This is a genomic window from Pontibacter pamirensis, assembly GCF_010015475.1.
GTDB classification, from domain to species: Bacteria; Bacteroidota; Bacteroidia; order Cytophagales; family Hymenobacteraceae; genus Pontibacter; species Pontibacter pamirensis.
Window position 1 is genome coordinate 48,802 of the sequence record NZ_SSNI01000003.1, and the last position, 19,227, is coordinate 68,028.

The following is a 19,227-nucleotide window of genomic DNA, read 5'->3' on the forward strand; positions in this document are numbered from 1 at the left end:
AGCACCAGAATTTGGTCATCGTTAAATCTTAATGTTCTGTTTTTAGTCGTATGAAATCCATTAGAAATAATCCTTGACCAACTAAACTTTTAGATATATCAAATTACCAGCTATACAGCCCACTGTATATCAACATATTAAGCAACGGGCGATACGTTATGTGTTATGCCTAAAACTCATAACCCCTGATGAGCTATTTTTTATATTCAATCTTATTATAATACATATAATCTTAATCCTGAATTGTAAATTTGTCTCCTAGCATATGTATATCAGTTAGTTGGACTACCTTCTGCATGTCAATCTGAGGATGTTCTACAACTTTGGTATAGTACTAACTGTTGTCAGATCATTTTCGGAACATATAGCTTTAAGAACCTGAAGCGTCTATTTTTCCTTTCAAAAAATAATTTAACCATGCTTTATAGTTCACGTGACAATAAAACCTTTTTCTCCCGATAGGTGAACAACACCTCTTCCTAATCGTTGATCTGGTATATGAGTATTCGACTTCCGCTTATAACAGATCTCCTTCTTCTGGATGAGATTGAAAAAAATGGCAAAATTCAAGTGTTTGAGCCAGGGCAGACTATCATTGAGCCGGGGCAATACATTAAGATGGTCCCTATCATACTGGAGGGTGCTGTAAAAGTGATGCGTACAGATGAAGAAGGTCATGAACTTTTTCTGTACTACATAGAAAGCGGTGAAACCTGTGCCGTGTCCTTAACCTGTTGCAGTACCTCAAACCCCAGCGATATAAAAGCGGTGGCGGAGGAAAAAACAACCATCATAGGTATCCCTGTCCGGAAGCATGAGGAATGGACAAATGAGTTTCGCCAGTGGAAAGACTTTGTCTCGATGACATACCAGAAGCGCTTTCAGGAAATGCTGAAGGCGATTGATGATGTCGCATTCAAAAGGATGGATGAACGCTTGCTGAAGTATTTGATTGTAAAGTCGAAGCAGTTGAACACACTCGAACTTACGATGACTCATCAACAAATAGCCAGTGAATTAGGGACTTCCAGAGAGGTTATATCCAGGCTTCTCAAGCAACTGGAGAAAAGGAAACTGGTTGAGTTGGAAAGGAACAGAATTCACGTGCGTGATGATTTGGCTGGACTGCTTGAAGACTTATACCATTAAATGCCAACCATATTCTTTAAAATTTTACTCCTTTATCTTCTTTTACTCCTTTATTTTCTATAGAGCTGCTCCCCCTTAATTTAAAGAAGGCTATGACAATAAGAATTATCATGCTATCCTTCTCTACTACTTTTAATGTTTTCTCCCCCATTCTTCTACCAGGTGAAGCCAATGTGACAAGAGTCACAGACTTTTCTTTGCGTCGTGCCTATCTTTGTATCGTAAGTTCAAGGAAAAGCAAAAATTATGAAAATTAAACAGTTTGAAGACAAAGGGCTGGCCCATTACTCCTACTCTATACTAAGTGAGGAATACAGGGAGATTGTGTTGATTGACCCTGCCCGTGATCCACAGCCATACTATACTTATGCGCATGAAAATGAAGCTAAAATTGTAGGGGTGATAGAAACGCACCCACACGCTGACTTTGTAAGTTCGCACCTGGAAATTCATGAGAAAACCGGGGCTACTATATATACCCATAGCCTGGTGGGGGCAGACTACCCGCACCAGGCTTTTGACGAAGGCGCAGAACTGCAATTGGGTGAAATAAAAATCCGGTCGCTGCACACACCGGGCCACTCCCCTGACGGCATTAGCATTGTGCTGGAGCATGGGGAACAAGATGTAGCCGTGTTTACAGGGGACACACTTTTTATTGGTGACGTGGGTCGGCCGGATTTAAGGGAAAATGCTGGAAACATTACTGCGAAAAGGGAAGAACTGGCCCGTCGGATGTATCATAGCACCCGTGAAAAACTGATGAAGCTGGACGATGACGTGCTGGTATACCCGGCGCATGGAGCAGGCACCCTCTGTGGTAAAGGCCTGAGCGAAGCCAGCAGCAGTACCATTAGTGCTGAGAAAGCCACGAACTATGCCCTGCAGCCAATGAGTGAGGAAGCATTTGTGAGGTTGATTATAGAGGACCAGCCTTTCATACCTAAATACTTTGGTTATAATGTGGGCCTCAACAAGAAAGGCGCACTAGCCTTCCAGCAATCGCTGGAGAGCGTGAAGAAATTAAACAAAGATGCTGCGCCAGAGAAGAATGTTGTGGTAGTGGACGGACGCCCCCAGGAACAGTTTAAAAAGGGGCATTTGAAAGGAGCTATTAACATCCAGAACGGCAACAAGTTTGAGACGTGGTTGGGAAGCATTGTGGGTCCGGATGAAAAGTTTTATTTGGTAGCAGCATCAGAAGTATCCCTGCAGGAGCTTATACATAAAGCAGCTAAAATAGGCTATGAACTGAATATGGCAGGTGCCTTTATATATGATAAAGAAGACAGTGAAGAAAGGAGGGCTTTTGACGCAGAAAAGTTTGAAGTCAGGAAAAATGATTTCACAATCGTTGATGTACGAAACAGCAGTGAGACCAACGCCGGAAAATTCTTTGAACAAGCCATTACCATCCCTTTACCAGATCTAAGGGAAAGAGCCAGCGAGATTCCGACAGATAAACCCGTAGTGGTGCATTGTGCCGGAGGCTACCGTTCGGCAGCTGGCAGCAGCATACTGGAGAGCCTGCTTCCTGTTGAAGTGCTGGATATGAGTGAAGCAGTGACAGAGTTGAAGGAAAAATAAGGAATTAAAAGTGGCGTCTCGGAATTGCGCCTCTTTTTTCACAGTTCCTGCAAGAATACAGTCACAAGTAAAAAACTTCGCTCTTTTTGCATAAATGGTTCCTGTGTGATACAAGTCACAGTGGCGACGGCGTGTAGTTCTTAATTTTGCATCAGTTTAGAAGCTACCTGATGTATATACCATGTAACCGGACTAAAATTGAGCATACAAAATTCGTGAATCAGAGAATGGAAAGAATAATAGAATGGATGAGCCAGCCGTGGCCCTGGTATGTGGCGGGCCCCTTGATCACCCTAACCATGCTGTTACTGCTGTTTGCTGGCAAAAGCTTTGGCGTGTCAGATACATTACGGACGACCTGCGCCATTGGGGGCGGTGGTAAGGTAAGCGACTTCTTTGACTTCGACTGGAGAAAGCAGGTATGGAACCTTGTTTTCGTCCTTGGCGCAGTTATCGGAGGGTTTATCGCCTCCACCTGGCTACAGCAGCCTGAGCCGATTCCGCTAGCACAGGACACCGTCGTAAAGCTGCAGGAACTAGCCATCAGTAAGCCCGGGGCAAACTACCTGCCAGAGGAAATCTTTAGCTGGGAGAGCCTTTTCACTTTGAGAGGATTCGTGATGCTAGTATTCGGAGGGTTTTTTATTGGTTTCGGGGCACGCTATGCGGGGGGATGTACTTCAGGGCACGCCATCAGCGGATTAAGTAATTTGCAGCTGCCATCACTGATTGCCGTTATCGGCTTCTTTATCGGCGGTCTTATCATGACCTACCTGCTGCTGCCTGTTATCCTAACTCTTTAATATTAAGACAACATGAAGTATATCACCTATTTATCTATCGGCACCCTGTTTGGGATTATCATGACCAAATCCCAGGCTATTTCCTGGTACAGGATCTACGAGATGTTCCGTTTCGACTCATTTCACATGTACGGCATCATTGGATCGGCCGTCATACTGGGCATCATCAGCGTTGCCCTCATCAAGAAATACAAGTTTAAATCAACAGAAGGTACGCCAATTTCCTTCACGTCAAAGAACATGAGCATCCCGCGCTACCTCTTTGGCGGCACCATCTTTGGCTTAGGATGGGCTATGACAGGCGCCTGCCCCGGTCCAATATACACGCTGCTTGGTACTGGATATAGCGTCATTCTGGTCGTTCTCTTTAGTGCTATCCTGGGAACACTTACCTATGGTATAGTAAGAAACAGGCTTCCTCATTAGGGGAAGCCTGTGCTTTAACTGAATGTTCTATGTCCATTTTAATTAACGCAAGTAGTTATGATGAGAGCCTTCATCTTCGCTTTCCTGTGTGATATTTGTCACTGTACCCGCCTTTATGCTATGCTACCTTTGTAGTATAAATTATGGCAACACATAAATGGAATTAATCGGATACATTGCAGCCCTGGTTATCGGGCTTTCACTGGGACTCATTGGCGGGGGTGGCTCTATTTTAACAGTACCGGCACTGGTTTACCTGCTGGGCTTTAGCCCGGTCATTTCAACAGCTTACTCCCTCTTTATCGTGGGACTCACCAGCCTGGTAGGGAGCTACCGGTTTTATAAAAAAGGTCTGGTGAGTCTAAAGACAGCTCTTGTTTTCGGAATCCCTTCCATTGTGGCAGTTTATGTTACGCGGCGCTACATTGTACCGGCCATTCCGGACAGCATCTTTACCATTGGCGGCTTTGAAGTAACAAAAGACATCCTGCTCATGCTGCTGTTTGCAGGCTTAATGGTTTTCGCCTCCATCAGCATGATCAGGCAAAACAAAAAACCCGGTGGCAATGCTGACGAGAACATAAACCTTGACATACTGGATGAAAACGGACGATCGGTAAAAGACAAAAATCAAACGTTCAACTACGGCGGCATTCTGGCGGAAGGCGCCGTGGTGGGTACATTAACCGGCCTGGTGGGAGCTGGAGGCGGGTTCCTCATCATACCGGCGCTGGTACTGTTCAGCAAGCTGGACATGAAGATGGCCGTAGGTACTTCGCTGCTAATTATTGCGGTAAAATCACTGTTCGGTTTTATTGGGGATATCTACAATTACGAAATAGATTGGTCTTTTCTGGGCTTTTTCTCGCTTCTGTCTATTGCGGGAATCTTTATGGGGTCTTTCCTATCTACTAAGATAAAAGCTGACAAACTTAAGACAGCCTTTGGATGGTTTGTGCTGGTGATGGGTATTTATATCATCGGGAAAGAAATATTCTTCTAAAACAAACTTTCCACACTTTGTGCCCCACTTAAGAAACTTCAAATAAATTGCCTCTCTTTCAGGCTATTATTTAATTTGAGTACTTATATAGACTATCAAAAAACTAAATGTATGCAGAAAAATAAACTATCTCTTAAAGATATACCGGGATGGGCCGTCATTTTAACTCTATTCGGAGTCCTTTACTTAACCGGCTTGCATACAGAAGCCATCGGGCAGGTACAGCGACTGCTATTGGCAACAGGCGTCATGAAAGCGGATGTACCTGAACCTGCGGCGGCTGTGAACCATGACGATGCAGGAGAGTACGCTGCTTCCGGATCAGCGGATATGGTAGGGGCCGGTTTCCAGTTGGTAAGCCTGGACGGGAAAGCAATGTCTTTTGAGAGCCTGAAAGGCAAAGTTGTTTTCATGAACATCTGGGCTACCTGGTGCCCGCCTTGTATAGCCGAGATGCCAAATATACAGAGCCTGTACGAGAAGATAGGCTCTCACAAGATAGCCTTTGTCATGCTTTCAGTAGATGAAGGCGGCATGGAGAAAGTGAAAAAATTCATTAACAAGAAAGGCTATACGTTTCCGGTGTATATGCCGGCCAGTCAGTTCCCGCAGGAGTTTCACTCAAACGCTATCCCTACCACGTTTATCATTTCGCCAGAAGGCAAGATTGTAGCCAAACAAGAAGGCATGGCTGAATACGACACAAAAGAAGTGCGGGATTTTCTTCTAAGTATGGTTAAGGAATAAAAGGCTTACGGTAAAATGATGCTAACTGACGCTATGCAACACCAGATTATAGTTCAAGTTCCGGCGGGACGATGTGTTAGTAGCCTGATGGTCAGAAACCGCCCTTAGTTCCTTAACACTTTTTAGTGCGTCCGCGTGGATTGTTGATCGGGATGGTACTGATGCTTACCGGTATCCCGATGTACTGGTAGTTCAACAAAAATAAAAGAGAAAGAGACCAGGTTCCAACAAATGAGAAGGTTGTTTCTTGAACCCACTTACCTGGACTTCCCATGAAGCCACCGGCTTCCCCAAAGCTACCTGATTTCATCATCTCTACTTCACCCGCGCAACATCGGGCGCCTTCGGAAAATATTCAGCCTAGCGTATTTATCATCAGAATCATCTGGGTCTTCTATAGGTAGCAAGTCTTACTGCTAATGCACTTTCTTAGGGATTTGACTACAAGGACCTTCGTACCTGATAAATATATTGATCCACAGCGCCCTGGACAGCCTGAAAATTATCGGTAGTAAGCCTATAACAACAACGGCTACAACCCCCATCATCATAGCCACAGTTACTTCCTCCACAAACTGATACAGGACAGCCAGCGAGACTAAAAAGATAGCTACATTAATGGCGAAGCTAACGTACATGGCTCCATAGTAATATCCTGGCTCCGGCTCAAAAGACTGTCCGCAGCAAGGGCAATACTCGTGCATATCCGCAAACTTAGTGCTGTACAAGGTGCCTTCCGGAAACATGTTTCCTTCCCTGCATCTGGGGCACTTCACTGCTGCAATGCCATATAATAAAGAATGTCTCTGGCTCATTTCACTAGCATTAACTTATTCACACGATTAAAATACGTAGCCTTTTGCCCTGTATACGGGACTAAAGCTTCAATTTACAATGCTTTTTAAATAAAACAGAAAAATTTGGATTGCTGTAGATAGTCCATATGAGCACTTTTTTAGTCTCTAATTAGAGAGTCTGAAATGTTTTGTAAAAAGTACATCTCCATCATAGGCTTTGTATATTCCCCTTCAAATATGCTTTGCTATTCCACTCCGTTCTTACTCATCTTCCTGGAGCTCAATACCATAATCTGTTTTACAGCCTGGCTCCGTTTTGTTTTCCTGTAGCAGCTTCTCCCTTTTTTTGCTATATTTAAACTATGGCAGTGCGCGCTGGTGGCCACTAATATAAAGGTTCGGCGAACTCTCATTTATGTGACTTCCCGCGCATTGCTAATGCCCCATTAGCCATACCCTTGCTTTTAGTACTTTAGCCAGCTAAGCATATGATCAGCGCTTTATATTTCATAAAAATCAGCACGCGTTACAGCGCTGTTGTCTTCCTGCTCCTCGTGCTGTTTCCGCTGCTGAGTCTGGCGCAGGGGAGCAGAAAAGATGCTGTACGCGGCAAGGTGCTGGATGCACAAACCGGGCTGCCGCTGCCTTATGCAAACGTGAGGCTTTTTAAAAGCGCTGACAATGGATTGATATCAGGAAACATGACAGATGAAGAAGGGCAGTTTACGTTGGATGCTCCGCTTGGAGAGCATTATGCCCTGATAGATTTCATAGGTTATAAAGCCTTAAAATCAACAGTGTTTAAGCTTACATCCGAAAATCCAACTCACCATTTGGGTACATTAAAGCTATTAGTAGCAGAAGCCACCGCCTTGAAAGAGGTGGTGGTGCAGGCCGAAAAAAGCACCATGGAGTTGTCGCTGGACAAAAAAATATTCAACGTAGGAAAGGATCTGGCAAACGCTGGCGGCTCGGCTACCGAAATTTTAAGCAATATACCGTCCGTTTCAGTGGATGCCGAAGGAAATGTAAAACTGCGCGGCAGCGGGAATGTACGCATCCTGATTGATGGAAAACCTTCGGGACTGGTTAGTTTTAAAGGAGGAAGCGGATTGCAGCAGTTGCAGGGCAGCTTAATCGAAAAAGTAGAAATTATTACCAACCCATCGGCCCGCTACGAAGCCGAAGGCATGTCCGGTATCATCAACATTGTGTTAAAGAAAGAGCGTAAAAGTGGGTTCAACGGTTCTTTTGAGGTAATAGCCGGTGAGCCTACCAATTACGGAGGAGCCGCCAACGTGAATTACCGGCATAAAAAAATAAACTTCTTTTTAAATTATGGTCTGGCTTACCGCATCACTCCCGGCCTGGGTTCTCTCTACCAGGAACTGACTACCGGTAATACAATTTCAATATTAAGGCAGGAACATGCTACCCGGCTGAAGGGCTTCAATAACAACATCCGGGGCGGGCTCGATTATTTTTTCACTGAAACCAGTATCCTCACCGCCTCCTACATGTTCAGGAGGAGCGATGCCAACCGCGTTAGGAACATCCGCTACGAAGATTACCTTGCCAGCCAGGAGCTCCAGCGTTATACCACCCGGAAGCAAGTTGAAGACGAGGACGAGGTGAATGCAGAGTATGCCATCTCCTACAAGAAAACTTTTGCCAGGGAAGGACAAGAGCTTAACGTTGATTTCCGGTTCCTGGATTACTGGGAAAATTCGGACCAGGTATACACCCAAAACACCTTTTTTCCTGACGGAACGCCTGAACCCGCTACAGCATTGTACCAGCGCTCGCTGAATGACGAGTATGAAAAGCAATACCTGACACAGGTGGATTATGTGCAGCCTTTCGGCGAGGGTGGCAAGTTGGAGGCTGGCTTAAGGAGCAGTTTCCGGGATATGGTAAACGATTACCTGGTAGGAGATCAGAATGCCGCAGGGGAAATAACGCCGCTACCGGGCCTGGACAACTACTTTATTTATAATGAGAATATCAATGCCCTTTATGGCATCCTGGGGAACAAAACAAAGAAAGTCACTTACCAAGTAGGATTGCGTGCCGAGCATACTGATGTGAAGACTACACTCCGGGAAACAAACGAAGTGAACCCACGGCGCTACACTAATTTATTTCCGAGTGCGCATTTTACTTATAATTTACCCAAGGAAAATGCCCTGCAAATCAGTTATAGCCGCCGGGTACGCCGACCGGTTTATTTCGACTTAAGCCCATATTTTACCTTGTCCGACAGCCGGAATGTGATGGGTGGTAACCCTAACCTTAATCCAGAGTTTACCAATGCCTTTGATCTCGGGCACATTAAGTATTTTGAAAATGGCTCCCTATCCTCATCCTTGTTTTACCGGCATACCACGGGCAAAATAACAACCATACGGCGTGTAAACAGCGAAGGAATCGCCACTTTGCAGCCTGAAAACCTGGAGGCAGAAGACGCGTTTGGTCTGGAGTTGATTGGTTCATTCACGCCTGCCATCTGGTGGAAAATGGACCACAGCTTTAACTTCTTTCGGGCGATCATCGACGGCAGTAATTTTGAGGAAAACTTCAGCACCGATACCTACAGCTGGTTTACAAGGCACACATCTAGGTTTACGCTCCCAAAGGCAATTGAATTACAAGTGCGGGCAAATTACGAAGCGCCTCAGAAAACACCTCAAGGTACTCAGAAAGCCCTATACTATGTTGACCTAGGCATCAGCAAAGACATATTTAACAGAAATGGCACCATTACCCTCAATGCCCTGGACCTGTTTAACTCCCGCATCACACGGTCCGTCTTACAAGGCGAAAGTGTTGAAGGAGTTTCCTTCTACACCAGCAGTAAAAACCAGGGGCGCAGAAGGCAGGTAAACCTCACGCTGAGTTACCGGCTGCACCAGGCCGCCCCCACCGGCAGTCCTAAAACCCTATCCCCCGAATAAGGCGGCTGTGTTAACGTTCTTGACACGCTTTCCCTCTGTGGAGAAGTTGCCGGGATAGATATAGTTATATTATAACCACTGGTGTTAGTGCTTACCTAAAGCATGATAATTAGCAAACAGAATAAAGTTTGCCCAATCATATTTTGTTAAATCATGCCCCCCTTCCCTGTTGTGGTAACCCAGGTAAGAATGGATGATCGGGCTGTTGGCAGCTGGTGGTTCGGGAGTTAGCGCTGAATGCCTTTCATACAGTGCATAAGACTTTTGCGCATGTATCAGAGAAAGGTATGAGCCCTTTGGATCGGCCCAAAGATCTTCCGTGGCACTGGTAACATACATGGGCCTTGGCGCAATAAGGGAGAGCAGCATATGCTGATCAATTGGCAAGGCAGCTTCATTCTCATTATACTTTTTGTAGTTGTCCGCGAACCAATGGGGGAACTGGTCATTGATGACTTTAACAGTCTCACCGAACTTTCTTCTGGACAAAGCCGCCCCTGTATTTCCGGAACAGTTGGAGTACACCATGGCAAAGCGCTGATCCTGGGCACCAGCCCACAACGCTGCTTTTCCACCACGCGAGTGACCTACCACCGCAACCCCTTGGGCATCAATATCCTTGTCTTCCTGCAGATAATCCATCACTCTGCTGGCAGCCCATGCCCAGGCACCTATTGCTTTTGCTCCGTTATCAGCGCCCTGTAATTCAGGGTAAAGCTGCAATGCGCCCTCCTGATAGCTATCTTTGTTATCAGGTGCTGCGTCGCTGACATGAAAAGCGGCTATGGCATACCCCCTGTCAACAACCATTTCTGCAGGCCAAAACGCACTTTGGGTTGTTCTTGAGGGATCGGTGTTGCTCTTGTCGCGGTTATTAATCAACAGGAATGCCGGCACCGGCTTCTGAGGTTTGGTAGGCACGAAAAGAACAAGATTGATATCGGCTGACTTGTTCTTCCTCCATACGGAAATGGTTACCTCCTTCAAATGCGCCTTTCCATCCATGGCATTTACAACATCATTGGTAAGGGTGAAGGCAATGCTGTCATACTCCTGGGGCATTTGCCCATAGACATTGTTTTCAAAAAGGCGCAGCACTTCCGGTCTTCTCTTCTTTTCCCAGGCTGCTTTATTATCTACTACGGTCCCGTCTGCCGTTTTCAGTACTTCTGGTAAAGTATAGGCGGGCACTTTCGACTCATCGTAATTCTGCGCTTGTGCCTTGGTGTAGAGAATCAAAACCGCAAAGCACATTACTATTCCTTTAATCATATGCCTTCACTTTTTCTGTTGAACCTGATAGCTGAGTTTATTGGAATCAAATAGTTAAAAAAAAGGCATATCGAAGGACTTGCCCCTCGTCCCATAAGTAATTGATGTTACGAATAAAATTACATAAGCCAGAAATGTCCCGTTTTGAAGGGAACAAAGAACTGCTTGCGTAAAGGCAGATAGTAAGATAACATTTTTATTTTCCTGCTGATCTTACGGCTGTCAACTAAACTACTTTTTTGGGGCATACTATTAAACTGCTCACCAGTTACAGTGGTAGGCGACGTTGCCATTACCAGACAGAAGCTCATTCTCTAATTTAGGCTTTTTTTAATGATTTTTCCTTGCTCGTGGTCACTTTAACGATGTCATGCAGGATCATGTAAAGGCAAGGAACGATCACTAAAATGATGGCCGTGGCGAAAATAATTCCGAAGCCCAGCGAAATGGCCATTGGGATAAGCTGGTAGGCTTGACTGGATGTTTCTAGGATAATGGGTGTCAGTCCGCCGAAGGTAGTAAGGGTAGTGAGGACTATTGGCCTGAACCTCCTGATGCCTGCTTCGTGAATGGCATCATAAGCGGAAAGCTCTCCCCTGTGTTTGTTGGCATAATCAATCATGATCAGCGAATCGTTCACCACCACCCCCGAGAGTGCGATGATGCCCATCAGGCTCACTAGAGAGAGGTCATACCCCAGTAAGATGTGGCCTATCACCGCTCCTACCACGCCAAAGGGAATAGCCAACATGACAATAATGGGTTGGATATAACTGTTCAACGCCACAGCCAGCAGGGCAAAAATAAGGAGCATGGCAATAATAAAGCCCGACCAAAGCGCCTGCGTTGATTCCCGCATTTCTGCCTGGCTGCCCTCATACGTCCAGGTAATACCCGGGAAATCTGCTCTCAGCTGGGGAAGCATTTCATCATTCAGCGATTTTAAAACGCGGGTCTGGGCATTGGCCGGCTCCACGTCCATACCTACATTCACCACCCGGCGTCCGTCCCTCCTGTTGATATTGGTAAATGTTTCCCCTTCAGCTACCTTTACTACGTTAAGCAAGGGTACGGCCGTGCCATCAGGTGCCCGGACGATAAATTCCTCCAGGTTGTTCATGTCTCTGCGTTCTTCCCTTGGCAGCTTCACGCGTATTTCTGTTTCGTTAATGCCGCGCAGTTGGCGCATGGCCAGTGCTCCGAAAAAAGCATCCCGCACCTGCTGCCCTACAGCGGAGGGTGTTAGCCCAAGGCTTCGGCCTTCCGGTAACAGCTCGAAACCCATCTGCACTTTTCCCATGTTAAAGTTGTCACTCACGTCCCGGGTTTCTTCAAAAGACTCTACCCGTTCCACAAATGCCTGACTGGCCCGCTCCAGCACGTTAATGTCGGTATGGCTCAGGTCCACACTGATGTCCTGCCGGGCACCTCCGGGTCCTCTTTCCGCCTCAAAGGTTATCTGGTCCACCCCCTCAATATCGCCAATATTATCACGCCACAGGGCAATAAGCTCTTTGGCGCTCATATCCCTTTGATCAGGCGGTTTCATCACTATCTCTACATCAATGAAATCCTTACCCCGGACATTGGTCTTAATACCTTCAGCTACTTCGTACAGGTTGTGCTCCTCAAACATGCGCTGCGTGGAGTTGGTTACGGCTGTGGCTACTTTAGCGGCCTGATCGGTGGTGGTGCCCACAGGCAATCTTACGGCGGCCTCTATTTCATCAGCAGCTACTTCAGGCATCAGCACCATGCCCATATGATCACTGTAACCAAAGCCCCCTACCAAAAGCAATAAGGCCATTGCCGTACTCAGGGTGATGTACCGGTTTCGCAGGCAAAGGTCCAGGAAAGGGCGGTAGAAGCGGTGGACAAAGCGGCTAAAAGCCTCCGCGATAGACCTTTGCCAGCCCTCCAACTTCCGTAATGGTTTAGAAGAGTTTTCTTTTGGCTTATGCGCCACATGAGAGGGAAGTATGTACAGCGCCTCAAACAGCGAAACGACCAGCACCACAATAACGACCACCGGTAATGGCCACCAGTATTTACCGGTCTCCCCGGGTATGAACAGGAGTGGCACAAAGGCAATGATAGTAGTTAAAATACTGAAAACAACGGGTTTAGAAACATCTTTGGCACCCAATATGGCGGCATCCATATAACTGTAACCCTTCTGGCGGTACTCATAAATGTTCTCCCCTACCACAATGGCATCATCGACCACAATACCCATCACAATCAGAAAACCAAACATCGATATCATGTTGATGCTGATGTCTACCAGCGGTAGAAACACCATCGCCCCGACAAAAGAAATAATCATTCCCATCATCACCCAGAATGCCAGCCGGTATTCCAGAAAAAGCCCGAGGATCACCATAACGATCACGATGGCAAGCAAGCCGTTCTCCGTTAAAAGCGACAAGCGCTCCCGGAAATCCTCTGCCCTATTACCTTCAATCCGGACCTTTACACCGGGTGGAAGGGACTGCTCAAAGTCTGCCAGAATCTCCTTCACGAGATCTTCTATATCCAGCGGCGACTGTTTGCCTATTCGGAAGACTTCCAGATCCACGGTGTTCTGCTGATTGAACTGCCCGTGAAATCCTGTTTCTTCAAACCCATCGGTAATGGTGGCTATATCACCAAGTTTAACGGTGGCGCCCGATACAGAAGAAATGATGTCGATTTTGCTAAACTCTTCTGCCCAGAGTTTGCGCTCCTCCATTCTCAGCAATACCTCTCCGGCCTGCGTTTCTATAGATCCTGCGGGCACATCCTGGCTCGACTGACGGATAATGTTGGCTATCTGGCCCAGCGTCAGGTTATATTCCCGCAGGCGGTGCTCTGGGATCTCAACATGGGTGATGAAGTCCGGAACGTTTCCAATCTCTACCTGTGTAATTTCATCGTTTGCAAGCAGCTGGTTGCGTAATCTTTCTGCTAGTATGCGGAGTGTCCATACCTCTACGTCCCCATATAACCCTATTTGCATCACATCCTGCTGCCGGTCCTGCAAGACAACCTGCGGCTGTTCTATATCATCCGGAAAAGTTTGTATACGGCTTACGGCCTGGTTAATATCCTGTAGTGCTTTCATCCTGTCGGTGCCCGGCACCAGCTCTACAGTCACACTTCCAGAGCCTTCATTGGCGACGGAGGTAACCTCCTTTATTCCCTGCACACCTTTAATGGCTTCTTCAACAGGAAGCACTATCCCCTGCTCTGTTTCAGTTGGTGCAGCCCCGGGGTACACCACGCTTATCTGCACATAATCCAGCTGGAATTGTGGGAATACCTCTTTTTGGATGTTATACATGGTCCAGAATCCACCCCCTATCAGTATAAACATCAGGAGAGTAGTAATAATGGGGCTGCGTGCCATGAATGCAATGGCACCTTTTTGTGTTTCCTCAGCCTGGTCTTTTGTTTCCTCCATAAGCTTTATTCCTGAACCTCTTCATTTTCCGTCGTATCCTGCGGAGACTCCTCTCCTTCTGTACGTAAACCAGAGCCCTCCACCACAGTGGACAGGTCTGTCGTCACCACCTTTTCATCATCTGAAAGGCCTTTCCTGATATAGGCATAGTCGGCATCCTCAAACAGGATGTCCACCTGCCGGATGCGCAGCTTTCCCTCGTCCATAACCCACACCGTTTCGCCCTGCCGGAGGTAGTCGCGGTTAAGCCGGATCACATCCGGAATTTCCCTGGCCTGAATATGGGCTTCCACAAAGGTGCCTATCATCAGCGGTGGTATCGTATCCTGTTCTGTTTTCCGCACCAGCGGATCCGGAACCGACACCAGCACCCTCGCCATCCGCGTCTGCACATCAAGCGCACCGACTAACCGGAACAACCTGCCTGTTCTATACTGTCCCTCCGACCAGCTGCTGGCATTTATGATCTTCACATCAGAACCTGAATTGGCCTCATCTTCCGCAAAAGTGAGCCAGTTAACTTTGGCAACGGGAACATTGGCGGCTACCCAGTACTCATCCATTCCCACCAGTTGCCCCAGCTCCGTTCCCGGGGCCAGCTGAGAGCCTACATTGGCATTTCTACTGATGATGTGGGCATCAAACGGTGCCCTGATGGTTGTGCGCTGCAGGTTAAGCCTGGCTTGCTGTACGGCAGCCTCTGCCGCAGCCACAGTAGCTCTGGCAGATTCCAGTTGGGGCTTTCGGAGCACAAGGTCCTGGTTTTCGCCTGAGAGTTCTTCTCCTATCAGCTCATAATCCTTACGGGCAACATCCTGCCGCCCCATCTCAACACTCAGGTCTGCTTTGGCCAATTGCAGATCACTCATTCTCAGTTGCAGGGTGTTTCTATAGTCAGCAGGATTAATCTGCAGCAGCACTTCGCCTTTTTTAACAAACGAACCGGGAATGAAGTTTTCAGAAATGTTTACCACCTCCCCTCCTACCTGTGTACTTAATGTGATGTCTTTTGCCGGTTGCACGGTTCCTGTCGCTATCACTGTAGGCGTGTAGTTTCCCCTGTTTACTTGCACCACGTCCACCAGCATGTCAGTCTTTATAGCTGCTCCTTCACGCTGCGCTTCCGGTGCTGTCATAAATACAAGCAAGGTAATGGCAGCACTTAAAAGAAGTATTATTCCGCTGATTATGAACGTTTTCTTTTTGGTCATCTATATGTTTTAATTTAACATGGTCCTGTGGTTCTGATTTTACGGTACATCCTCCATCATAGGCTCTCTTTCTGTTTCAAAGCCACCTGCCAGAGCACGGTACAGGGCTATTCTTATTTCCAGCAGTTCCAGTTCTGCATTAATAAGGTCCCTTTGAAGCTGTTGCTGCTGGTTTAAAGTCACCAGCACATCAAGGTAGGCGAGCGAACCATTGAGGTATTCCACCCTAAGCTGGCCGAAGGTTTTCTCTGCCAGCTCCACCTGGTTCTGAATAACCTCTATCCTTTCGAGCTGTTTTTCTTCCTGTATCAGGGCGTTTTCAATTTCCTGGAAAGCAAGGAGCACCGTCTGCCCGTAATCATACCTTAATTGCTGCCGGATAGCCTCTGCCTGGTTTACCTGTGCCCTTAACCTGCCTCCGTAAAAAATGGGAGCCAGCAGAGCACTGCCAAGCGAGATGGCCTGCGATTCAAACAATCCAATTAGGTTGTTTGATCGGAGGGCTGCATTAAGCGAAAAGTTCAGCCGCGGGTATTTATTGCTGATGGCGGCAGCCAACTCCCTGTCGGCTGCCTGGAGCCTGTAAAATGAGCTCTGCACATCAGGCCTTCGGTTGACTAGCTGTAACGGGATGCCAGTCAGGGGCATTGGCGGTAAATCGGGTAGCTGGGCAGGAGCCTCCAGCAGCTCACCGGGCGGCTGACCGAGCAGGATGGAGAGCTGGTTTTCGAGCAGTTCCTTTTGTAACTCTAGCGCGACCTGCTGCTGTATGGTACTTTCAATGAGCTGCTGCTGCCGCAGAATATCGACACCCCTTACCTGCCCGCTGGCAAACCTGTTCCGAATAAGCGCCAGTACCTGTTCGTTGGTTTCTATCTGTTCGCTTAGCAGTTGAAGCTGAATATTGGTGGCTTTTAATCTGAACCATGCTAAAGCAACTTCACCTGTCAGTGTGACTGCCGCTGTTTTGTAATCATAAAAACTGGCTTTGAACCTGTACTCTTCTGCATGTATGCTATACCTAATCCGGCCCCAGAGGTCTGCTTCGTAATTTGCCCGCAGGGAAAGCTGTGTGTTTTCTCCTCCTACAAAATCAGGTACAGGACGACTTATTCCGCTTTGTAGCTGTAGAAAAACGTCAGGCACTCTGGCTGATGACACTATATTCACCAATGCCCCGGCCTCTCGAAACTGGTACCATACGGCATTCAATGGCAAATTGGATGCTAATGCGGAGTCTACCAGCAGATTGAGTTTCGGATCCTCAAATGCTTGCCACCATTGGTCCGGAGCCTCCGTTTCGCCAGGTAGCGAAAAAGCCTGTAAAGGCTCATAGGGCAGGTTGACTTCTGCAACCTTGCGGGAACACCCAGTTAGCCAGAAGATAGTAAAGCAGCAAAGAAAGGACAAGCCAGGTATAGAACATACCGGTGCTTTGTTTGAGGTACGTATAAAAATGCCGTTTTTCAATATTTTTTACTTTTCATTCAAAAATATGAACTGGTCTTGCTGATTGATTTAAAATGCGTTGACTTAGACTATATAACCAATAGTAGCTATATAAGGTTATACCTGGCCTAAGATGAATTTCCTCCTTTATTGTTTGGGGAAGTACTAAAGAAGTAAGATGGGCGTGAATTAATTGAACTGGAACAGTGCTCACCTACATCCATTGCTACAGAATATGCGATAAGGTCTGCATGTGTGACTACACATTTTGGTATAGCTCAAGAAGCCGTTCAGCCTAGTGGAATTAGGGCCAAGGCTGAAAGAAATGCTTCTCAGAAGCGGGAGTGCGGCAGAAGGCAACATTGATGAAATGATGGCCTGAGGGGGCCTGTACCTTAGCCCCAGGCAGTAGGTCTGTAGTATGAATTTACAAAGGTTCTGCTTTTCCGCCTACCGCTTAGACAAGCCAATGGTGACAATGACATGGTCTGACTCTTTTAAAGTTAAGCCGGCACCATACTGCGCTTTCTCCAAACGAACCTGCCAGGACATGGCGGAACCTGTAAGGGAAGTAATCTCAAAATCCTGTAAGCGGCCGTTATGATAAAACTGGAGGTAATCTTTTCCATTCTTTTGAAAAGAAGTGTAAGTACATGTGGTCCTGGTTCCAGTGTTATAGGTTGTGGTTACTTCAGGCGCATCAAAATGAAAGGATGTCTCCTTTTCATCTGTCTCCGCATGCATCAGTTGTCCAGAGGCACTATAGAATTTAAACTCCTGGTTAACCGTGTTCCAGGAGCCCTCCAGTTGCACCTGGTTTGCATCATAAGGAGTGGGCGCATCTTCTTCTTTGCAGGAGGTCAGGAGAAGGAAGAGCAGAACGGGCAGTAGGAATAACTTTTTCATGAACATCCTATACGTTATATATATATTATAAAGTATATATAAATTTATCTTTTTTATTCCAGACACATATTTAGTCTTAGTATTTTTATAGGCACAACAACAAAAGACGTCTATTCAAGAAGGCGTCTCTTCTTTTCTTTCAATTTTATTTAAATTTTATCTAGCTCATATATCACATATAAAGACTATGTGCCGCAAAACAGAGCCTTTAACAATGGAAAGCGTATGCATAAAAAGACATATACTTATGCTCAACATCAATTAATGTAAATAAAGAACCCGCCTTTAAAGCAAAGTTATAGTGCAGCAAAGCTGAAGGTGGGGTTTAGTGAAAGTGTTCGTGTGGCATTGTGTTTATGCCTTGCTGACTAAGAGTAGGAAGAAACAAATAGCCCATCAAAATCTAATGCTATGGACATTAAGGCTCAAAAGGATGCTGTTAGAATTTTTGAATTTGCGTTTCAGGAACTAGAACGGAAAGCAAATGAAGGCTTGTATAATTTGAGCAGGTTAAAAGGCCCTGAAAAGGGAGTCCATTTAACTGACCTGAATAACAATGATGCCTTAGGCGCAAATACCTTATTAGCTTCGCAAACTATACCAGCAATAGTCGTTCTTAGCTTAGCGATAGAACAGGCTTTAAAGGTTCTGATCAAACAAGAGAATGAAGTCCCGAAGCATGTGCATGAGTTAAAGATTCTTTTCAACCAACTGCCCTTATTCTTACAAGACGAGATTAAAGCCTTTGTAACGACAGACCTGACCATTACGGAAGAAGCCTTTGAGGATCATCTCTTAGAAAACAACAATGCATTTGTGAACTGGAGATACTTCTATGAGAAACAGGACACAGGCAGCTTAAGCTTTCTTAAGTCATTTTTTGATAGCTTGAAAACTAAGATTGAATAGAAATAACTTCTAAAGAAGGTAGATACAACACAACAAAAATCAACTGCCCCCTCTATAATGCAGTGCGCCAGGTATATCCTGCATCAGCTTGCACCCGTTATACAAAAAAACAAATGTAAAGGAGAAGCATATGGGAATTAAGAAGATACAGCAAAGCATCATCGCCTTTTGCTTCCTGACCACGCTAGGGCTGACCGGTTGCCAAACCAGCACCGCACCAGTTGGTACAGCCAACGCGCCAGTCACAGGAAATAATAGGGCGCCTCAAAGAGTGGATATAAGGGGAAGCATCATTATGAGCCGTTATGATCAGGGGCAGGTCATGCTGGAGGTAGAAGGCTTTCCCTCTCAGAGTTCCCGTTATAACCGGGCGTATGTGCTCGTGCAGCCAATCACCCAGATTGTAGGCCCTGACGGGCAGTCCATCAGCCTAAGCGAGTTACGACAGGGGCAAAATGTAGCTATCCTGCTGAGGGGCGGCGGCCAGGGAAATTTAGTTGGTCTTGGGGTTGCCCGCAAGGTGTGGGTAGAAGAAATTGAATAAAATAATCAGCAGGTTAAGTTGCCCCCCC

General features: G+C 46.4%; 16 protein-coding genes. 9 read left to right on the forward strand and 7 right to left on the reverse strand.

Annotation, left to right across the window (positions count from 1 at the left end; genetic code table 11):
- The first annotated feature begins 498 nt into the window (after window positions 1-498).
- Complete coding sequence (locus E1919_RS04420; RefSeq protein ID WP_162052139.1) at window positions 499-1,149, forward strand: Crp/Fnr family transcriptional regulator; 651 nt, start codon at window positions 499-501, stop codon at window positions 1,147-1,149.
- Window positions 1,150-1,165: 16 nt separating this feature from the next.
- Here the strand turns inward: E1919_RS04420 and E1919_RS27470 are convergent, their stop codons facing one another.
- The gene (locus E1919_RS27470) at window positions 1,166-1,336 is read right to left on the reverse strand and encodes a hypothetical protein (protein WP_237143991.1); all 171 of its coding nucleotides are present in this window, start codon (window positions 1,334-1,336) and stop codon (window positions 1,166-1,168) included.
- A 59-nt stretch (window positions 1,337-1,395) separates the two neighbouring features.
- Between E1919_RS27470 and E1919_RS04425 the strand changes: the two genes are divergently transcribed.
- The 5 genes from E1919_RS04425 to E1919_RS04445 all read left to right on the forward strand — a co-directional run bounded on the left by E1919_RS04425 (window position 1,396) and on the right by E1919_RS04445 (window position 5,715).
- The gene (locus E1919_RS04425) at window positions 1,396-2,736 is read left to right on the forward strand and encodes an MBL fold metallo-hydrolase (protein WP_162052140.1); all 1,341 of its coding nucleotides are present in this window, start codon (window positions 1,396-1,398) and stop codon (window positions 2,734-2,736) included.
- Window positions 2,737-2,906: 170 nt separating this feature from the next.
- The gene (locus tag E1919_RS04430; protein WP_162052141.1) at window positions 2,907-3,539 is read left to right on the forward strand and encodes a YeeE/YedE family protein; all 633 of its coding nucleotides are present in this window, start codon (window positions 2,907-2,909) and stop codon (window positions 3,537-3,539) included.
- A gap of 12 nt (window positions 3,540-3,551) precedes the next feature.
- A complete protein-coding gene (locus E1919_RS04435) occupies window positions 3,552-3,965 on the forward strand; it encodes a DUF6691 family protein (protein ID WP_162052142.1) in 414 nt (137 codons plus the stop codon).
- A gap of 157 nt (window positions 3,966-4,122) precedes the next feature.
- A complete protein-coding gene (locus E1919_RS04440; RefSeq protein ID WP_162052143.1) occupies window positions 4,123-4,968 on the forward strand; it encodes a sulfite exporter TauE/SafE family protein in 846 nt (281 codons plus the stop codon).
- Window positions 4,969-5,079: 111 nt separating this feature from the next.
- A complete protein-coding gene (locus E1919_RS04445) occupies window positions 5,080-5,715 on the forward strand; it encodes a TlpA family protein disulfide reductase (RefSeq protein WP_162052144.1) in 636 nt (211 codons plus the stop codon).
- A gap of 416 nt (window positions 5,716-6,131) precedes the next feature.
- Here E1919_RS04445 and E1919_RS04450 read toward each other — a convergent pair whose 3' ends face one another.
- A complete protein-coding gene (locus E1919_RS04450) occupies window positions 6,132-6,530 on the reverse strand; it encodes a DUF983 domain-containing protein (RefSeq protein WP_162052145.1) in 399 nt (132 codons plus the stop codon).
- A gap of 470 nt (window positions 6,531-7,000) precedes the next feature.
- Here E1919_RS04450 and E1919_RS04455 point away from each other — a divergent pair, with 470 nt between their 5' ends.
- A complete protein-coding gene (locus E1919_RS04455) occupies window positions 7,001-9,466 on the forward strand; it encodes a TonB-dependent receptor (RefSeq protein WP_162052146.1) in 2,466 nt (821 codons plus the stop codon).
- An 84-nt stretch (window positions 9,467-9,550) separates the two neighbouring features.
- Here the strand turns inward: E1919_RS04455 and E1919_RS04460 are convergent, their stop codons facing one another.
- The 5 genes from E1919_RS04460 to E1919_RS04480 form a co-directional block, all read right to left on the reverse strand.
- Complete coding sequence (locus E1919_RS04460; protein WP_162052147.1) at window positions 9,551-10,738, reverse strand: glucuronyl esterase domain-containing protein; 1,188 nt, start codon at window positions 10,736-10,738, stop codon at window positions 9,551-9,553.
- 319 nt (window positions 10,739-11,057) lie between these two features.
- Complete coding sequence (locus tag E1919_RS04465; protein WP_162052148.1) at window positions 11,058-14,180, reverse strand: efflux RND transporter permease subunit; 3,123 nt, start codon at window positions 14,178-14,180, stop codon at window positions 11,058-11,060.
- A 5-nt stretch (window positions 14,181-14,185) separates the two neighbouring features.
- A complete protein-coding gene (locus tag E1919_RS04470; RefSeq protein WP_162052149.1) occupies window positions 14,186-15,391 on the reverse strand; it encodes an efflux RND transporter periplasmic adaptor subunit in 1,206 nt (401 codons plus the stop codon).
- 39 nt (window positions 15,392-15,430) lie between these two features.
- Complete coding sequence (locus E1919_RS04475) at window positions 15,431-16,861, reverse strand: TolC family protein (protein ID WP_202915842.1); 1,431 nt, start codon at window positions 16,859-16,861, stop codon at window positions 15,431-15,433.
- Window positions 16,862-17,290: 429 nt separating this feature from the next.
- A complete protein-coding gene (locus E1919_RS04480; RefSeq protein ID WP_162052150.1) occupies window positions 17,291-17,746 on the reverse strand; it encodes a hypothetical protein in 456 nt (151 codons plus the stop codon).
- A 411-nt stretch (window positions 17,747-18,157) separates the two neighbouring features.
- Here E1919_RS04480 and E1919_RS04485 point away from each other — a divergent pair, with 411 nt between their 5' ends.
- The gene (locus E1919_RS04485; protein ID WP_162052151.1) at window positions 18,158-18,655 is read left to right on the forward strand and encodes a hypothetical protein; all 498 of its coding nucleotides are present in this window, start codon (window positions 18,158-18,160) and stop codon (window positions 18,653-18,655) included.
- 130 nt (window positions 18,656-18,785) lie between these two features.
- Window positions 18,786-19,199: a hypothetical protein gene (locus tag E1919_RS04490; RefSeq protein ID WP_162052152.1), complete on the forward strand. Its 414-nt coding sequence runs from the start codon at window positions 18,786-18,788 to the stop codon at window positions 19,197-19,199.
- Window positions 19,200-19,227: the final 28 nt, after the last annotated feature.